At 61.6% G+C, this 13,466-nt stretch carries 11 protein-coding genes and 5 pseudogenes; 9 read left to right on the top strand and 7 right to left on the bottom strand.

Annotation, left to right across the window (positions count from 1 at the left end; genetic code table 11):
* The first annotated feature begins 1,110 nt into the window (after positions 1-1,110).
* A pseudogene (locus MTR72_RS33675) lies at positions 1,111-1,539 on the top strand (dihydroxyacetone kinase subunit DhaK).
* A 232-nt stretch (positions 1,540-1,771) separates the two neighbouring features.
* On the opposite strand, the pseudogene MTR72_RS33670 reads toward MTR72_RS33675, so the two are convergent.
* A pseudogene (locus MTR72_RS33670) lies at positions 1,772-2,021 on the bottom strand (hypothetical protein); the annotation flags it as partial.
* Positions 2,022-2,480: 459 nt separating this feature from the next.
* On the opposite strand from MTR72_RS33670, the gene ku reads away from it, so the two are divergent.
* Positions 2,481-3,392 carry a non-homologous end joining protein Ku gene (gene ku / locus MTR72_RS33665; protein WP_341511910.1) on the top strand — a complete coding sequence of 304 codons (912 nt, stop codon included), beginning with the start codon at positions 2,481-2,483 and terminating at the stop codon, positions 3,390-3,392.
* 81 nt (positions 3,393-3,473) lie between these two features.
* Positions 3,474-3,941: a metallophosphoesterase family protein gene (locus MTR72_RS33660; protein WP_341511909.1), complete on the top strand. Its 468-nt coding sequence runs from the start codon at positions 3,474-3,476 to the stop codon at positions 3,939-3,941.
* Here the strand turns inward: MTR72_RS33660 and MTR72_RS40565 are convergent.
* From MTR72_RS40565 to MTR72_RS33645, 4 genes and pseudogenes are all read right to left on the bottom strand, one after another.
* Positions 3,916-4,320: a DinB/UmuC family translesion DNA polymerase gene (locus tag MTR72_RS40565; RefSeq protein ID WP_445819656.1), complete on the bottom strand. Its 405-nt coding sequence runs from the start codon at positions 4,318-4,320 to the stop codon at positions 3,916-3,918. The two genes, MTR72_RS33660 and MTR72_RS40565, sit on opposite strands and share 26 nt — an antisense overlap.
* A 351-nt stretch (positions 4,321-4,671) precedes the next feature.
* Positions 4,672-4,918: pseudogene (locus MTR72_RS40560) on the bottom strand (Y-family DNA polymerase); the annotation flags it as partial.
* 196 nt (positions 4,919-5,114) lie between these two features.
* Positions 5,115-5,387 (bottom strand): annotated as a pseudogene (locus MTR72_RS33650) (hypothetical protein).
* Between the two features lie 188 nt (positions 5,388-5,575).
* Positions 5,576-5,881, bottom strand: coding sequence for a hypothetical protein (locus MTR72_RS33645; RefSeq protein ID WP_341511908.1), 306 nt, complete (start codon positions 5,879-5,881; stop codon positions 5,576-5,578).
* 940 nt (positions 5,882-6,821) lie between these two features.
* Here MTR72_RS33645 and MTR72_RS33640 point away from each other — a divergent pair.
* Positions 6,822-7,070 carry a helix-turn-helix transcriptional regulator gene (locus MTR72_RS33640; protein ID WP_280966416.1) on the top strand — a complete coding sequence of 83 codons (249 nt, stop codon included), beginning with the start codon at positions 6,822-6,824 and terminating at the stop codon, positions 7,068-7,070.
* Positions 7,071-8,265: 1,195 nt separating this feature from the next.
* Here MTR72_RS33640 and MTR72_RS33635 read toward each other — a convergent pair.
* On the bottom strand, positions 8,266-8,538 hold the full coding sequence (locus MTR72_RS33635; RefSeq protein ID WP_280966415.1) for a hypothetical protein: 273 nt from the start codon (positions 8,536-8,538) through the stop codon (positions 8,266-8,268).
* A gap of 248 nt (positions 8,539-8,786) precedes the next feature.
* Positions 8,787-9,608, bottom strand: coding sequence for a complex I NDUFA9 subunit family protein (locus MTR72_RS33630; RefSeq protein WP_280966414.1), 822 nt, complete (start codon positions 9,606-9,608; stop codon positions 8,787-8,789).
* A 217-nt stretch (positions 9,609-9,825) separates the two neighbouring features.
* Here MTR72_RS33630 and MTR72_RS33625 point away from each other — a divergent pair.
* From MTR72_RS33625 to MTR72_RS33605, 5 genes and pseudogenes are all read left to right on the top strand, one after another.
* Positions 9,826-10,127 (top strand): annotated as a pseudogene (locus tag MTR72_RS33625) (SDR family NAD(P)-dependent oxidoreductase); the annotation flags it as partial.
* Positions 10,128-10,850: 723 nt separating this feature from the next.
* Positions 10,851-11,111, top strand: a complete 261-nt coding sequence (locus MTR72_RS33620; protein WP_280966413.1) for a helix-turn-helix domain-containing protein — start codon at positions 10,851-10,853, stop codon at positions 11,109-11,111.
* Positions 11,112-11,847: 736 nt separating this feature from the next.
* Complete coding sequence (locus MTR72_RS33615) at positions 11,848-12,330, top strand: hypothetical protein (RefSeq protein WP_280966412.1); 483 nt, start codon at positions 11,848-11,850, stop codon at positions 12,328-12,330.
* Positions 12,331-12,373: 43 nt separating this feature from the next.
* Complete coding sequence (locus MTR72_RS33610) at positions 12,374-12,709, top strand: hypothetical protein (RefSeq protein ID WP_280966411.1); 336 nt, start codon at positions 12,374-12,376, stop codon at positions 12,707-12,709.
* A gap of 179 nt (positions 12,710-12,888) precedes the next feature.
* A complete protein-coding gene (locus MTR72_RS33605; RefSeq protein ID WP_280966410.1) occupies positions 12,889-13,287 on the top strand; it encodes a hypothetical protein in 399 nt (132 codons plus the stop codon).
* Positions 13,288-13,466 lie beyond the last annotated feature (179 nt).

Raw genomic sequence — 13,466 nt, 5'->3', positions numbered from 1 at the left:
AGCGGGCCTCCTGTGCGTGGCGGCATTGGCATGCCCCAGCGCATCAGCTTATCTCGGTTTCGGCTCCTGTTACGGTCCATCGGCGTCGCGCAGGGGGCCGCGCGGGGGTAGGATGGAAGTCGGGCTTTGTCCGCCAAGATGCGAGGGTCTTGACACATCCGCCGGGTTCGCTTTCCGAACGGGCGCGCCGATTATTCGGACCACCTCGATCAAGAGGAAAGGTTCAGAACGCCGCGGCTTCGGGCGGAACATGGCGTCAGGCGAACGCGGTGAGCGTGCCTATCCCCTCGGTGCGCTGGCTGCCGAAAGTCCCGCGGCTTCGGCGAAAGCGAGGAACAGTTCCAGAGTTCCAGGCTTCGTAAGCGAGCCGGTCTGCATGTTTTCGCGCTTTGTGACCGCGCCGCACCGCGCGCCAATACGGCGCGCTGGGGGCTGAAATCGCCGCTGAAAGCTCTTCCGGTTCAAGGTAGCGCTTAGAACAGGAACGTCGCGCGCCCGCCACTGTTGACCCCTGCACGAGCCGCGCCCACGCCGCCATACCCGTCATTGCCCGCGGCGGCAATCGGAGCCGGCTCGTCGCAGACGTTGCACAGGCTTACAATCAGGGAAGTGCTCCATGTTCAAGATTGCGTTAGCAGCCATGATAACCGCTGCCGCTCTATCGGCCCCGCTCGCCGTTCCGGCCAGCGCGGCCCAGGGCCTTCAGATGGCACAGGGCGTCGACGTTCAGGTCGGACGTGACCGGGACCACTCAAGTGATCGCTACCGCTACGACCGCGACACCACGGTCGGCGTCAGTCCAGGTGGCGTTACTGTTGGTCCCCGCGAGCGCTGTCGCACAGTAACGACGCGAGTGGAGGGCGATAACGGCCGCATGGTAATGCGGAAAGAGCGGCGCTGCGACTGAGATGCCGACCTTTCCCATTGAGCAAAAACCGGCGGGCGGCGTCTTTGCGCTCGCTCGTCCGCAGAGGCCGGCCTGAGGCGTCCCGAAACGGTGTCGCGCCGAGCGCACCGTCGAGAAGATCGTCGGCGCCGCCGCCGAGAAGGACGCCGACCTCAAGACCTGCGTTACGCTCTGGCGAGCGCGTCAATGCGCGGACACGCTTGATGGGAATAGGGCCGACGAGTTGCACGGTGCCGGCTGCGGGCACGCCGACCTTTTCGCTCGCCGAGGACGAGATGGAGATCGGAGTGGGCATTCGCGGGGAGCCCGGGCGTCGTCAACCTGGAGCGAGCCGATGCGATCGTCTTCGAGATGACGACCGCGATCACGGAGGATCTCGACCCGCGCGAAGGCACTGATGCCTTCTTCTCGTCAACGGATTTGGCGGCATGCCCGCGATCGAGCTTTGTCTGATGTACAACGCGGCGCGCAGGGCGCTCGAGAAACGCGGCTTGCGCATCGCCCGCTCGCTGGTCGGCAGCTACGTCACCTCGCTCGACATGGCCGGGTGCTCGCTCATATTAAGCTTGCTCGATGCCCAGACGACGGCGCTCTCGAACCATCCCGTGTGTACCGCCGCGTTGAGGTGGTGATCGCGTTATGATCGGCGAGCAATCGCGTTCCGCCCGGACGCGACGTCGGCCTGGGCGACGGTGCACTCAAGCTCCAGGTCCTTTCCTCCCTGAAATTGGCCGTGTTCCTTGGACGCGGCATTTCTTTTGCCCCGGTTGTGAAGCGCCAACGCGAAGATCGCGTTTTTGCGCGGTGGAGCCGCCGGATCTACGAAAGCGAAGGTGAGACCATGGTCAGATCGGATGTGGCCCCGTAACCGACGTTGATGGCCCGATCGACGGTCGGCGATGGGGTCGATCGGCCCTGGTCGGTCCACATCCTCTCATTCAACGATTCGCAGAGCAGCTTGTCGGCCTGACGGATGAGAGCCTCGCGCCTTTGGTGCGGCTTCGGCGGCCCGGCCCGCGAGAATCGTCGTCATCGTGCGCGCCCTCTCCAATTCCTTGGTGAGCGCCTTGCGGTCGCTGCCGCTAAGAGGCATCGGGTGATGCTTCGCTGCCATGACAGCATCCAGTTCCGGCCGCGCCGGCGACCACTTGAAACGCAGGCCAGCAGCCGTCTTCCTCGTGGCGCCCGGTCCGCTGCGCGCAGGTATTGTCCAAAAGTCGTCTGACATCCTTCCAGAGCGCCTCTCGACCATAGAGGCGGACGGCATCGACCTTCTGAATCTGCAGGATCCTGGCGCAGCGCCGGCACCCCACCCTCAGAATATGTTGAGGAATTTGGCTCAGCCGCAGCACCCCTACGGAGGGGCCCGACCTGCTCTCTGCGCGAGGTCGTCCAGAAGCGCCTGCCAGTATTCCGCCAGCAGCCGCCATGTCGCGGTCGAACATAATAAGAACAAAAGAGTCGATAGCCGGCGTGAAAAAGTATCCTCTTTTGGCCGCGTCCATGCTGTCGGAACGATGACCTGCCGTTCGTTCTTGAATCCGAGCCGCCGCGAGCTGGAGTTCTGCGTACCATGGCCCCGAGAGCCAACTGGAAAGGCTTCTTGCGTCTGTCGCTCGTCACCTGTCCAGTGGCTCTCTACCCAGCGACATCGGAATCCGAAAAGATCTCGTTCAACCAGCTCAATCGCGCGACCGGTCACCGGATCAAGTACGTGAAGGTCGACGCCGATACCGGTGACGAGGTCACCAACGAGGACATCGTGAAAGGATACGAACTCGAAGGGCAGTTCATCGAGGTCACTAAGGAGGAACTCGAGGAGATCGCGTTGGAATCAACGCGCACCATCGAGATCGACGAATCCGTCGACAAGTCCGACATCGACCCTCGTTATCTGATCCGGCCCTACCACCTGCGCCCTGATGGCAAAGTCGGCCACGACGCCTTTGCCGTAATCCGCGAGATGGACAAGGTCGCGATCGGCCGGGTGGTGCTGACCAACCGCGAGCATATCATTGCGCTCGAGCCGATGGACAAAGGCCTGGTCGGCACTCTGCTGCGCTATCCGTATGAGGTTCGCAGCGAGCAGGAGTATTTCCATGAGATCCAGGACGTGAAGGTCACCAAGGACATGCTCGATCTCGCCAAGCATATCGTGAACCAGAAGGCGGGCGCGTTCGACCCCGATAAATTCGAAGACCACTATGAGGCCGCGCTGATCGACCTGATCAATCAGAAACGGGCCGGCAAGACCATTCGGCCGAAGGAGCGACCAAAGGGCGAGAACGTGGTCGATCTGATGGAGGCGCTGCGGCAGAGCGTCGGTCGGGAGGCTGTGCCGGCGAAAGCAGCAAAGCCCGCCAAGAAGCCGCGCAAGGCGGCGGCGGGCCAGAAAGAGATGTTGATGCCGATCCAAGGCAAGAAGCCGGCCAAGGAAGCAGCGGCGAAGAAGCCGGCGATGGGCCAGCGGCGGAAGTCGGCTTAGGCGGTTGATGTCCGGGGCAGCGGCGGTGCATCAGGAAGACGCGGCCCAACGCGCGATAAAGTGCGTCAACCGGACGCTTCGATGACCTTCACCATCGGCATCATCTCGGATACGCACGGTCTACTTCGGCCGGAGGCTCTTCGCGTGCTGGCCCAGGTCGACCACATCATTCACGGCGGCGACATCGGTGATCCCGAGATCATCACCGCGCTGCGAAGAATTGCTCCCGTCACGGCGATCAGAGGGAACGTGGACACGGACGAGTGGGCCACCAAATTTGCCGAAACCGAGTTCGTGCGGCTCGCGGGACGGCTGTTCTACGTTCTGCACGATCTCAACAGTCTGGAAATCGACCCCGTAGCTCAGGGCATTGACGTCATTGTTTCCGGCCACTCCCACGTGCCGAAGATCGCTAACGTCGACGGCTTACTCTACGTGAATCCCGGCAGTGTCGGGTGCCGACGCTTCAAGCTACCGATCACGCTTGCGAGCCTCGAGGTCACGCCCGACGGATTGCAACCGATCATGCACGATCTTGAAGTCGGATAGGCCGCGCCGCAGCACGTGCAGCAGGCGAAGCTTTCGGCGTCATCTCGGCCGCCAGGCTGTAAGTCACATCGAAGGGCAGCGCCAGATAGGCAGATCGAGCTGTGGTTCGACATCGTCGTTCCACTGCGTTTGCAGCGAGGACAGCGACGCGCCTAGCAGGCGAACCGACTTCGGGAAAGGTATCTCGGCCTGCAGCAGGGATATCGCCAAACTCTCCAAATCGTCCCGGCTCGACACGATCGTCGGGACAGAGCCGGCTCCGAGTGATGATCTCGAAATCGAAGAACTTGACCTTGAGAGTCACGGTCCGTCCCTGGTTGCCGGTGCTCTCACAGTGACGCCAGACCTTGTCGATCAGTGGCCGGAGCTCGGCGGCCATCACGTCGAGGTCCGCCGAGAACGTGTTCTCGGCGCCGATGGACTTGCAGATGCGGTTGGTGCGGACGGGGCGATCATCGATGCCGCGCGAGATCCAGTAGTAATAGGCGACGGACTTGCCGAAGTTGGCATTCATGAACTCGAGCGTCTGGTTGCGGATTTTCATTCCGGTGAAGATGCCGAGGCCATTCATCTTCGCGCTCGTCGCCGGACCGATGCCTTGGAATTTGCCGACCGGCAGCGACTCCACGAACGTGGCGCCGTGCGGCTTCCGGTGATCCGAAGCGAGCTTCGACAGGAATTTGTTGTAGCTGATGCCGGCCGAAGCGTTGAGGCCCGTCTCCGCCGTGATCTTCTCGCGGATCCGAAGTGCCACGTCGCGGGCGAGGGGATGCCCTGAAGGTTTTCGGTGACGTCGAGACAGGCCTCGTCGAGCGACAAAGGCTCGATGATTGGCGTGTGTTCGGCGAAGATCTCGCGGATTTGCCGGCTGATGACCTTGTAGAACGCGGCTTGACGAAGATCAGATCGGGGCACTGCCGCTTCGCCGTGACCGAGCGCACGCCGAACGTCCTGGCTTCGTAGCTGGCGGCCGCCACGACGCCTCGTTGCGCCGAACCTCCCACGGCGACTGGCCTACCGCGAAGCTCTGCTCTGGGTTGTCGCGCTGTTCAACCGATGCAAACGCATCCATGTCGATATGGATGATCTTGCGACAGGGCGCCGTCTAGACGGCTTGCTCCGGATCGGGTCTCGCCATTCGCAAATTATAGACCCGCCAGGACGTCGCCGTCGTTAGACTTCGGTGGCGGGCGGGCACTGCGGGCAGGTATCGCCGATCGAATTCAGGACCTCCGCCATCGCGGCCACGGCCGCCTCCGACGATGCGCCGGGCGGCGGATCCGCCGCGCGATCTCCAAGACGCGGTCACGTGCGTGTGGATCGGCGCGATCCTGCATCCAGCCGTGCGCCTCGCACTCGCGGGATGGCGCCAGCCTCCTGCAGCACCGAGATGACCCAGCCGCGAAGCGTTCGAATCGCGGACCGTTTCTCCTTGAACATCAGCATTGAATGGTTCCTGCCAGGGCGAATCCGAGAACGCCATGGTCCGTTCCGGTCGGTTAGCGCAGGCCAGCAAATTGCGAGAGCTGCGGTTCGTCCCGATGTTCACGTTCGCCTGTGCAAAACGCTAGGCGCGGAGGGTCTTCCTTCTCGCCGCTCACAACGATCTGGAGTGTGCCGTCCGGCAGAGGGCGCTACAGCGCTTTGGCCTCGTCCCAGGCGGCGCGTAGCCAGACGTCGTACTCTTCGCTCGTCGTAAGGATTGCCGGCATCGCCCTGGGATTGATGCGCTTCAACTCGACGATTGGGATCGCAGTCAGAAAACCGAAGACGTCGGCGGTAACTTCGTCTTCGCCTTGCGGACACTGGTCCAGTCGGTCCAGAGGCGGGCGATGGCGAGAAGGGGCAGGACTCGTTGGGTGCGAACCAGACCGGCGTCTTCTTGCCGCGTACTCGCCGAACGAGGTGAGCGTTTGTGCGGCCCGAGCCATCGCTTCCAATGTTTGCTCGCCACGTTGCGAATATCGTGATCCTGCTATCGGGCTCCGCCCGCAGAAATTCCCTGAAGTCGACCGGTTTGCCTTGGCCTCGAGCTTCTCGGCTCGCTTTTTTTGTTGCGTCCACTAACGCCCGCTGCGACGACGGCATGCCCCATCGCGCCATGGCGATCTCGCGGCCGTCCTGACTATTGCGAATGATCGGTGCCGGTAGTCAGGAAAAATGCCGGGCACGGAAGGCAGGTTGGCAACTCGGTTGTTGAGAGCATCGAACAGGCGGCGGATCGCATCGACGTTGCGAAGCGATTCACAAATCCTTCCGCCCGGGCGGCAATTCGACGATTGAAACTGTTCAAAAGGCGATCAGGGTGCTGGACCTGAAACTGCAACTCGCGCCGAAGTGACCTGATTGAGGTCTCCTACAGGTCAGTGGCGCAGGGTCGCACCACACCGACGACCTCTTAGTCCGAGGGCAATTTAGCACGAAAATCCGGATGGTCGAAAAGCTTGGACCGCTGCTTCCTCGATGTTCTGAGCGGCGTCGATCAGGCGGCGGAGGCGGTGCGACCCATTTTGCAAGCGGTTCGCCGCGTCGAGAGAGGCTCTCGCCCTCCGCAAGTCGGCGAGCCATACAAGCGGAACGTTGGGTCAACGATGGGTTGGCCATCATCGCCTCGAGTTCGGCGCGCGGTGGAATGCCGGTCGAACGATGTCGGATTGATGCATCATGTCGGGATCGCGAGACACAATTTGATTCCAGTACCTGTCTATCCCGATTCGCGGGGGCCGCGGCGGAGATGGGCGCCTCTCGTTGGCGCGAGGCGAGAAGTTGTCCGCGAGCCACCCCGGCGGCCGCTGTTTCTTGTGATCAGGACACGTCTTGACGTATTTAACACTTTAAAGCGTGTTTTGTTCCTGCCAGCGGGATGCATCATCCTGCCGGATGAGGCGGCGAGAGCGAGATCCGGAACGCACCAGGCGCTTGCTTGCGCGCAACCTTCGACAACTTCGTCTGGAGCGATCATGGTCCCAGTACGATCTCGCCGACGAGACCCGTTTGCGCCAGGCGCTGATCAGCGCTCTCGAGCTTGCGACCGCAAATCCAACGTTGGAATCGCTAGACAAGATCGCGTTCGCACTCAATGTGGAGGTCGCGGCACTGTTCGCTGCGCCGCCAGTGAAGTCGCGGTAACGCATCCGCCGACGCGCCCTTTTGGCGGCCGCTCGTCGGCCCGGCGCGCTTCCGGTGGTTTGGCCAGCATCTTCGTCGTGATTCTCGGATGGGTCGGCGCGCGACCACGCGCGTCCTGACCGTTCGCGCTTCGGTAGAAAGGCGCATTTTTGCGGCCGAGTGAATACTCCTTGGAAAGTATGATCGAATCCTTTGGACAGGAGTTGCGGGTCCGATTGCAGGACTGCGCGGCTCCCGCCGGGAGCGGGGGCGGCGGCGCGCGTTCCGATCGGGGCGCGAATCCTTGTGGCGACGCACACATTGCCACAATGGCGCGCCGCGATGCGGGCCAAGGATTTGAAAGCGGCCGGCGTGCCGGCCCGAGGGTTTGGCTGCGGCGTGGTCGGCGCGAAGGTCGGCGCAGCGCCTCGCATCGGCCGCGCGAACGCGGCTCTGCGCGAAGCGTGGCAACACCGACAACGGCTTCGACCGCGGGCCGTGCTGAGCGTTTTCCCGTTAACGCGGTGCGTAGGCACCCTAGACGTCGCGGCCGGCAATTTTTTGGAAATCAAGAAGTGTAGGGGGGAACCGGAGCTCGTCACAAATGCGTGAACCGAACAAAACGGCCGATAAGGGACGCGGTCTTGCGCCGCATCGAACGCCTCGGCTCGTGCCATCGCGCGCACGCTCGGAGCCGGCACGGACTAAGCTGAGTAAAGCCGCTCTCGTGTGCTCCCGTGACCGATCAACGAGAAGTTCCGTCGATCCGAGCACCGCAGCGAGGCCAGTGCGCGTTTTGCCGAGCTCGATGCCAAGTGCTCGCCTGTAGGCTGGACGTGTCGCCTCTCTCGAGAGGCCCGCGGATGCACGGGTGTTGCAATCTGGTTCGCACGCACAGTCCACCAAACGGATCTGACTATACTCGACGAGGTGGGCGACTGGAGCGTGAGGTGGTTGAGTGTGAGCGGCAGCTTGCAGCAAGGGAAGAAAGAAGGACAGCACTGTTCCGATCAGAAATGCTGCACCCTCGGCGGCCCCGGCTCACGATCCCTAAAACCCCCAGCCGCGGCAGCCTCATCGATCTGGCGCTCGTCACGGGCCGCATACGGGAGAAATGAAGCGCTCGTTTAGAAGTTCCAAGGTGGGCGCCGGCGGAGCCAAGACACGGAGCGACCTTTACCTTTTGAGACGGCTCCGCCTCGAACTGCATCCAGATTTACCTTTCGTCGGAGCTTGCTCCTAATGGCCTACTGGTCATCGGTACCTTGCGGGATGGCCTAGCGCGAACTTGCTTGCCGCACGGCGATGCTACTTCCAGGTCTTCGACGGTTCGGATCTGCCGGGCACGACGAGCTAAATCGTCGTAGGCCTGCGCCACCTTGCGTAAGCTGTCCTTGGTCTGGCGATGCTCGCAGTTGTCTGCCTTGGCATGGAATTCTTCGGCGCGCATCTGCCAGTATTTCGGCCGGTGCATACGCTCAACTCCCATGGGAGTCCTCCACGGCCGGCTGATTGATTAACAATCCGAAGCCCGTAGGGTTCGAGCGTAATTTGTACTGTCCTAGTTTAGAGCGCGCAAATTTGCATTTAGGATATTGCGGATTCACGTATGTATACGCCGGAGCCGGGCGAGACTGCCACTCCGTGCCCCAATGAGCTGGATCCAATTGAAATGAAGGCAATTCCACTTCACCAGCATGTCGCCGAGACAAGAGTGGAGTCGCGAGCTGTTTCTGCCTAGGTGCTAAAACTGGAGCCAGCAAGCATCACCTCGATTCCGCGCGGATCGATCCCAAGTTCGCGGAATCCTGAACTGCCGGGCGAGGGAACATTGTCTGACCGCATGAGCTCGACCTGGTTTCGCGTGATAGGCGGCTGAGGCAGAAGCTCGGCGCACGAGGCCAGGATCTGCCAAACGGTAAACGGCACGGGAAGCAGAACGCGTCGTAGATTGAGATGATTGCTGATTGTCTCCAGCAGGCTCTTGTAGGAGTAAGCCATGGGGCCGGCGAGTTCATAAACGGTCGCGGGATAACTCGCTTCGAACGCTCGCGTGATTGCCTCTGCCACATCTTCAACGTAGGCCGGTTGCAGCACAGTTTGGCCCAGGCCGAACACCGGAAAGACAGGAAAGCTCCGCAGCAGTCCGCTCAGAGGAGTGAGAAACGAATCGTCGGGTCCAAACAGGACGGCGGGGCGAATGATGGTCGCAATCGGGAATGCGGCGCGTACGGAATCTTCGCCCCGCCCCCGGCTGCGGATATATCGCGAAGACGAATTGGCATCGGCGCCGATGCCCGAGACGTGTACCAGCCGGGCCACGCCCAAATCGTGCGAACGCTTCGCGAGCCTGGCGGCGGCATCGACATGAACGGCATGGAACGTGCGGTTGGGACGCTCGGTGTAGAGACTTACGGCGTTTACGACCCCGAATACGTCTGCCAAGGTGGCACTGATCGATCCGTCATCGTCCACGTCCGCCCGGATTTGCTCCAGGCCGGGCGGTCCCTCACCAAAGACCGACTTGCCGGTTTCGGGATGTCGAGAGGCGGCCCGCACCGCAAAGCCTCATCGAGGCCGTGGAGGCGTAGTGGGCTACGTGCGAGTAATCGTTTCCAATATTACAAAGGAAGAGTTGCGGCGGCCGTTCGCTTATCGCGAGCTAACGACGCGCCTGCTAAGGATCGACAGACACTTCTTCACCATCATCCCACGTGGCGGTAGCTGACGCTACAGCCTGGAGCCCGGCAGTTCTTCGAAGCAGAAATGGTTAATCTTACATGTCGTCGCGCTGGCTTTCGCGCTGGCGCGACATTGGCCGAAGGTCTGGAGCAATGCCGTGGATCCCGGTTGGGCGCGCACGAAGATGGGCAGCCCGGGAGCCCCGGTGGACCTCGACACCGGACCCAGATCTGGCTGGCGGTCAGCGACGACGCCGCCGCCTTGGTAAGCGGCGGCTGCTACTGGCACCACCTTCGACAGGAGCAGCCGGCCAGTGAGGCCTCCGATCCCGAATCCCAGGATCACCTCATCGCCAGATTGGGCGAGCTGACGAGCGTTGCGCTTCCTCTTGGTTAGAGATCACAGCCTGTCGAGCCGAAGAAGCGGAGAGTGCCAAGGTCAAGCGATGCGAGTCCTGCCTGCCGCCGCGGAAGATGGATTGAGGGGCAGCACTGATGAAGCGCCCCTCTGCCGGTGTATTTCTAACCTGGGCTTGGCCGCGCGGACGAAGTTCGCTTCAAGCGCGCCACAGCGCTCAGCCTAGTTTGGCGATTGCTCCGCAGGCTCGGCCGATGATGGGGATTCCCTCTGAAACGGGCATTGCTGCGGAAGAAGGCGCCATGGACAAACCTTCTTGATCTGGCCGTGGCTACAGGATCTCGAGTCCGAAGCTGGGACGCGTTGTGGCCCGATCTCCATATCGTCCGTCTCTACGGCAAGTTGCCCGTCGACGAAATGGACGACCGAAAGATGAGTTTCGTCGGAGGCGCCGGCTTTCAGAGCGGCAGTCGAGCCAATGTGCAGGTGTTCGGACCCGTACTCTATCGTCATCTTTCCAAATTGGCCTCGAGCGCTCCAACATTCGCGCCATGCACTGACCGAGTGCCAGCAACCTTCGGCGAGCCGAAAGGCACATTTCGCCTCGGCCACAAACAACGTACGGCAAGCTCCCGTGTGCGTGCATCGGTGGTGCTAGATCCACCCTATTTGCAATTGCTTAGGCTGTCCCTTAGAGATCGTTCGGAAATATGTGATAAATCATATGGACTGCATTGACGCGATCGTCTGACCGTGCTGCTCATGGGGCGGTCAGGATTCGATCAGCGGTTTCCCGCTCGGACCTCGCAGATTGCGAAAGCGCTGGGCCGCAACGTCCGGCGGCTGAGGAAGGCGAAGGGCTGGACGCAGGACGAACTGGCCGCCAAGGTGAGAATCGAACAGACGGCTGTGTCGCTGATCGAAAACGCTCGCTCCAATCCCACGCTTCAGACCCTGGAGGCTATCGCAGCCTGTCTGGAGGTGAGATTGGTCGATCTGTTCGAGACGCGCGTCACGAAATGAGCGCCGGTCGCCGCGCGAACGAGACCCTCGTATTTCAAAGGGACGCCGCGTTTGTTTCGTTGGCGCAGCTCGGCGCTATGGCTTCTTGGGCTTGGAATGGCGAGCGGACGGACCGCAAATTCCCGTTCCGACCGTTCCCTGAAATCGAAAGTCGATCCCCGCCGCCTCGAATGCATTGCGGATGCTGGTCAAGGTGTCGGTGTGAGGGACCGAGCGTTCGAGTTCAAAGCGGGCGATCGACGTCTGTGACACGCCCGATCTGATGGACAAATCTCCCTGGCTCCAGAAGAGCCACGCACGGGCGGCGCGGACCTGGGCTGGAGAAACGGGCGGCGCGTTAACCATAATTCGATCTTGCAATAGTCGCCTGCATCCTTAGGCGGGACAACTGCCCCCAAGTCATGCTACATTAAGCAAATGTTAACCATCGCTTCGGCGCACATCCGAAGTCGGTTCAACATCGGGAGTGACTGCTCCGGTCAGAATGTACAGTTGAATCCTTGAAAAGGATTAAGCTGCCTGCGACCGCGAGCTTGATGCCGCCGAAAGCTAGCGCGGCATTTTCAGGGCTTCAAAACGTTCGCACCTGCATTCCAGTCCTTGGGCTGGAAACCTCGCGCGCGCGACCTTCAGGGCTTCGAAAACCGAGATCGCGACCGGACGCCGTCCGGAAAGGCGGCAGTCCTTCCGCTGGCGCGATCTCATATGATTTATCATATGCCACGAGTCTCCTCCGATGCGTGTTGGTATCTCGCCGAACCCTCCGAAACGATCGGCCGGGCACGCCCGGTCCTCTCCAACGCAAGCCGCCCTGTTCGCGCGTGCGCGCAGGAACGTTCCGGTCGTCCTGACCTTTCCGCACCCGCTGGCCTGGTGGCGAACGCTTCGCGCCGAACAATTCAGGGAACGTCATATCCGAGTTGTTCGGCGCCTCCTCTCGCAGTCCGCCATCATCGGAGAACCACACTGGTTTCTGGCCGCGGCCGGCGATGCAGCCGTGGCTATCGGCGTGGCGCTTCGCGTTCAAAAGAGCGGCACCAGGACACTCGTGCCGCTCGATTTGGCCATGAGCGCCGTCTTGTGCATCGCCCTGGACGGAAACGCGACTGCGGCTCTCGTGATGGCTTCCACTCTCAAGCGGCGAAGCGAGATCGATGCACGTTGCGCGGCGCTTTCGGACAGCTGGCTCGCCCACAAGGGCCGCAAGCGTCCGCCGTGAGCCGACAGGAGCCGAACGACCGTGCATTTCCGAGGAGAGCGAGATGGATTATCGCAAGTACATCACAAGTCCCGCCTGGCGCTGCAATCCCGTCCGGCTGCGCGAATTCGAGGCGGCCGGATTCCAGTGCCGGCTCTGTCCGAACTCACCTGCCCGAGGCTACGCGCTGCAAGCCCATCACAGGACGTATGAACGTGTCGGCTGCGAAATCGACGGCGACCTGACGACACTCTGTCAGCCGTGCCACGACGGCGTCACTTCGATGCTGCGCGCGCGCCGCTACCACGAGCTCGCAGCCATTCCGATCCCTGATGTCGAACCCCCAAATCCGAATGCCCAACCACTTTTCGATCCTGAAGAAGCTGGAGTGAACACATGAGCGTCGAACATATCGCCCTTAGGCTTGTCGGACTAGGTCCAATGTTGATGCATTCCGCGCGACTCGCCGATCCTTGCGATGCGGTGACAAGAGCGCTTGCCGCAATCACCGCAAAGGTCGACAAGACCGAAGCGGACCACGCACGCATCGCGGAGCTCGAGTGGCACGGCGGACTGTGGTTGTTCGACGGCCAACCCTGCTTGCCGGCGCAATGCATCAAGCGCGTGCTGGTCGATGCCGCGAAGAAGCGCAAGAAGGGCCATGTCGCGAAGGCCGCTTTCATGGCAGATCGTCCAGCCATGCTGCAGTATGACGGTCCGAAGTCGGTGGCGGAACTCTGGGCAGATGGACGTTTCCTCCATCGCGAAATGGCACGTGTTCAGGGATCACGGACGGTGCGGACGCGCCCATGTTTTCCCGACTGGAGCGCAACATTCAGCGCAACATTCATTTCCAGCATGATGAGCCGCACTGACGTGATCCAGCTGTTCAAGCTCGCGGGACCATACGGTGTTGGCGATCACAGGCCCGAATACGGGCGATTTCTCGTGGAAGAAGTCGAGCTCGAACCGCAGTAGTTCGCCACGGCTGGGCACGGCGTGGCGGGACGTGGCCCGGCGAGGCATGGCGCGGCCCGGCTAGGACTTTCAATACTGATCGAGAAGTTGTCCCTTCGCACGCGAATCCAGCGTGAGCGATGGAGTCCGTTCGATGCGCAGGAACGATGATGGGCAACTGAGCCGGATCGTTTCGGCAG

Origin of the sequence: Bradyrhizobium sp. ISRA442, from assembly GCF_038085055.1 — a bacterium.
GTDB lineage: Bacteria > Pseudomonadota > Alphaproteobacteria > Rhizobiales > Xanthobacteraceae > Bradyrhizobium.
This window is presented reverse-complemented; position numbering and strand designations above follow the sequence as displayed.

Coding starts and splice junctions, on each gene's coding strand:
- MTR72_RS33660 (WP_341511909.1), top strand. CDS start 3,474: ATGACCTTCACCATCGGCATCATCTCGGATACGCACGGTCTACTTCGG.
- MTR72_RS33610 (WP_280966411.1), top strand. CDS start 12,374: ATGGATTATCGCAAGTACATCACAAGTCCCGCCTGGCGCTGCAATCCC.
- MTR72_RS33615 (WP_280966412.1), top strand. CDS start 11,848: ATGCGTGTTGGTATCTCGCCGAACCCTCCGAAACGATCGGCCGGGCAC.
- MTR72_RS33620 (WP_280966413.1), top strand. CDS start 10,851: ATGGGGCGGTCAGGATTCGATCAGCGGTTTCCCGCTCGGACCTCGCAG.
- MTR72_RS33640 (WP_280966416.1), top strand. CDS start 6,822: ATGAGGCGGCGAGAGCGAGATCCGGAACGCACCAGGCGCTTGCTTGCG.
- MTR72_RS33635 (WP_280966415.1), bottom strand. CDS start 8,538: ATGGGAGTTGAGCGTATGCACCGGCCGAAATACTGGCAGATGCGCGCC.
- ku (WP_341511910.1), top strand. CDS start 2,481: ATGGCCCCGAGAGCCAACTGGAAAGGCTTCTTGCGTCTGTCGCTCGTC.
- MTR72_RS40565 (WP_445819656.1), bottom strand. CDS start 4,320: ATGGCCGCCGAGCTCCGGCCACTGATCGACAAGGTCTGGCGTCACTGT.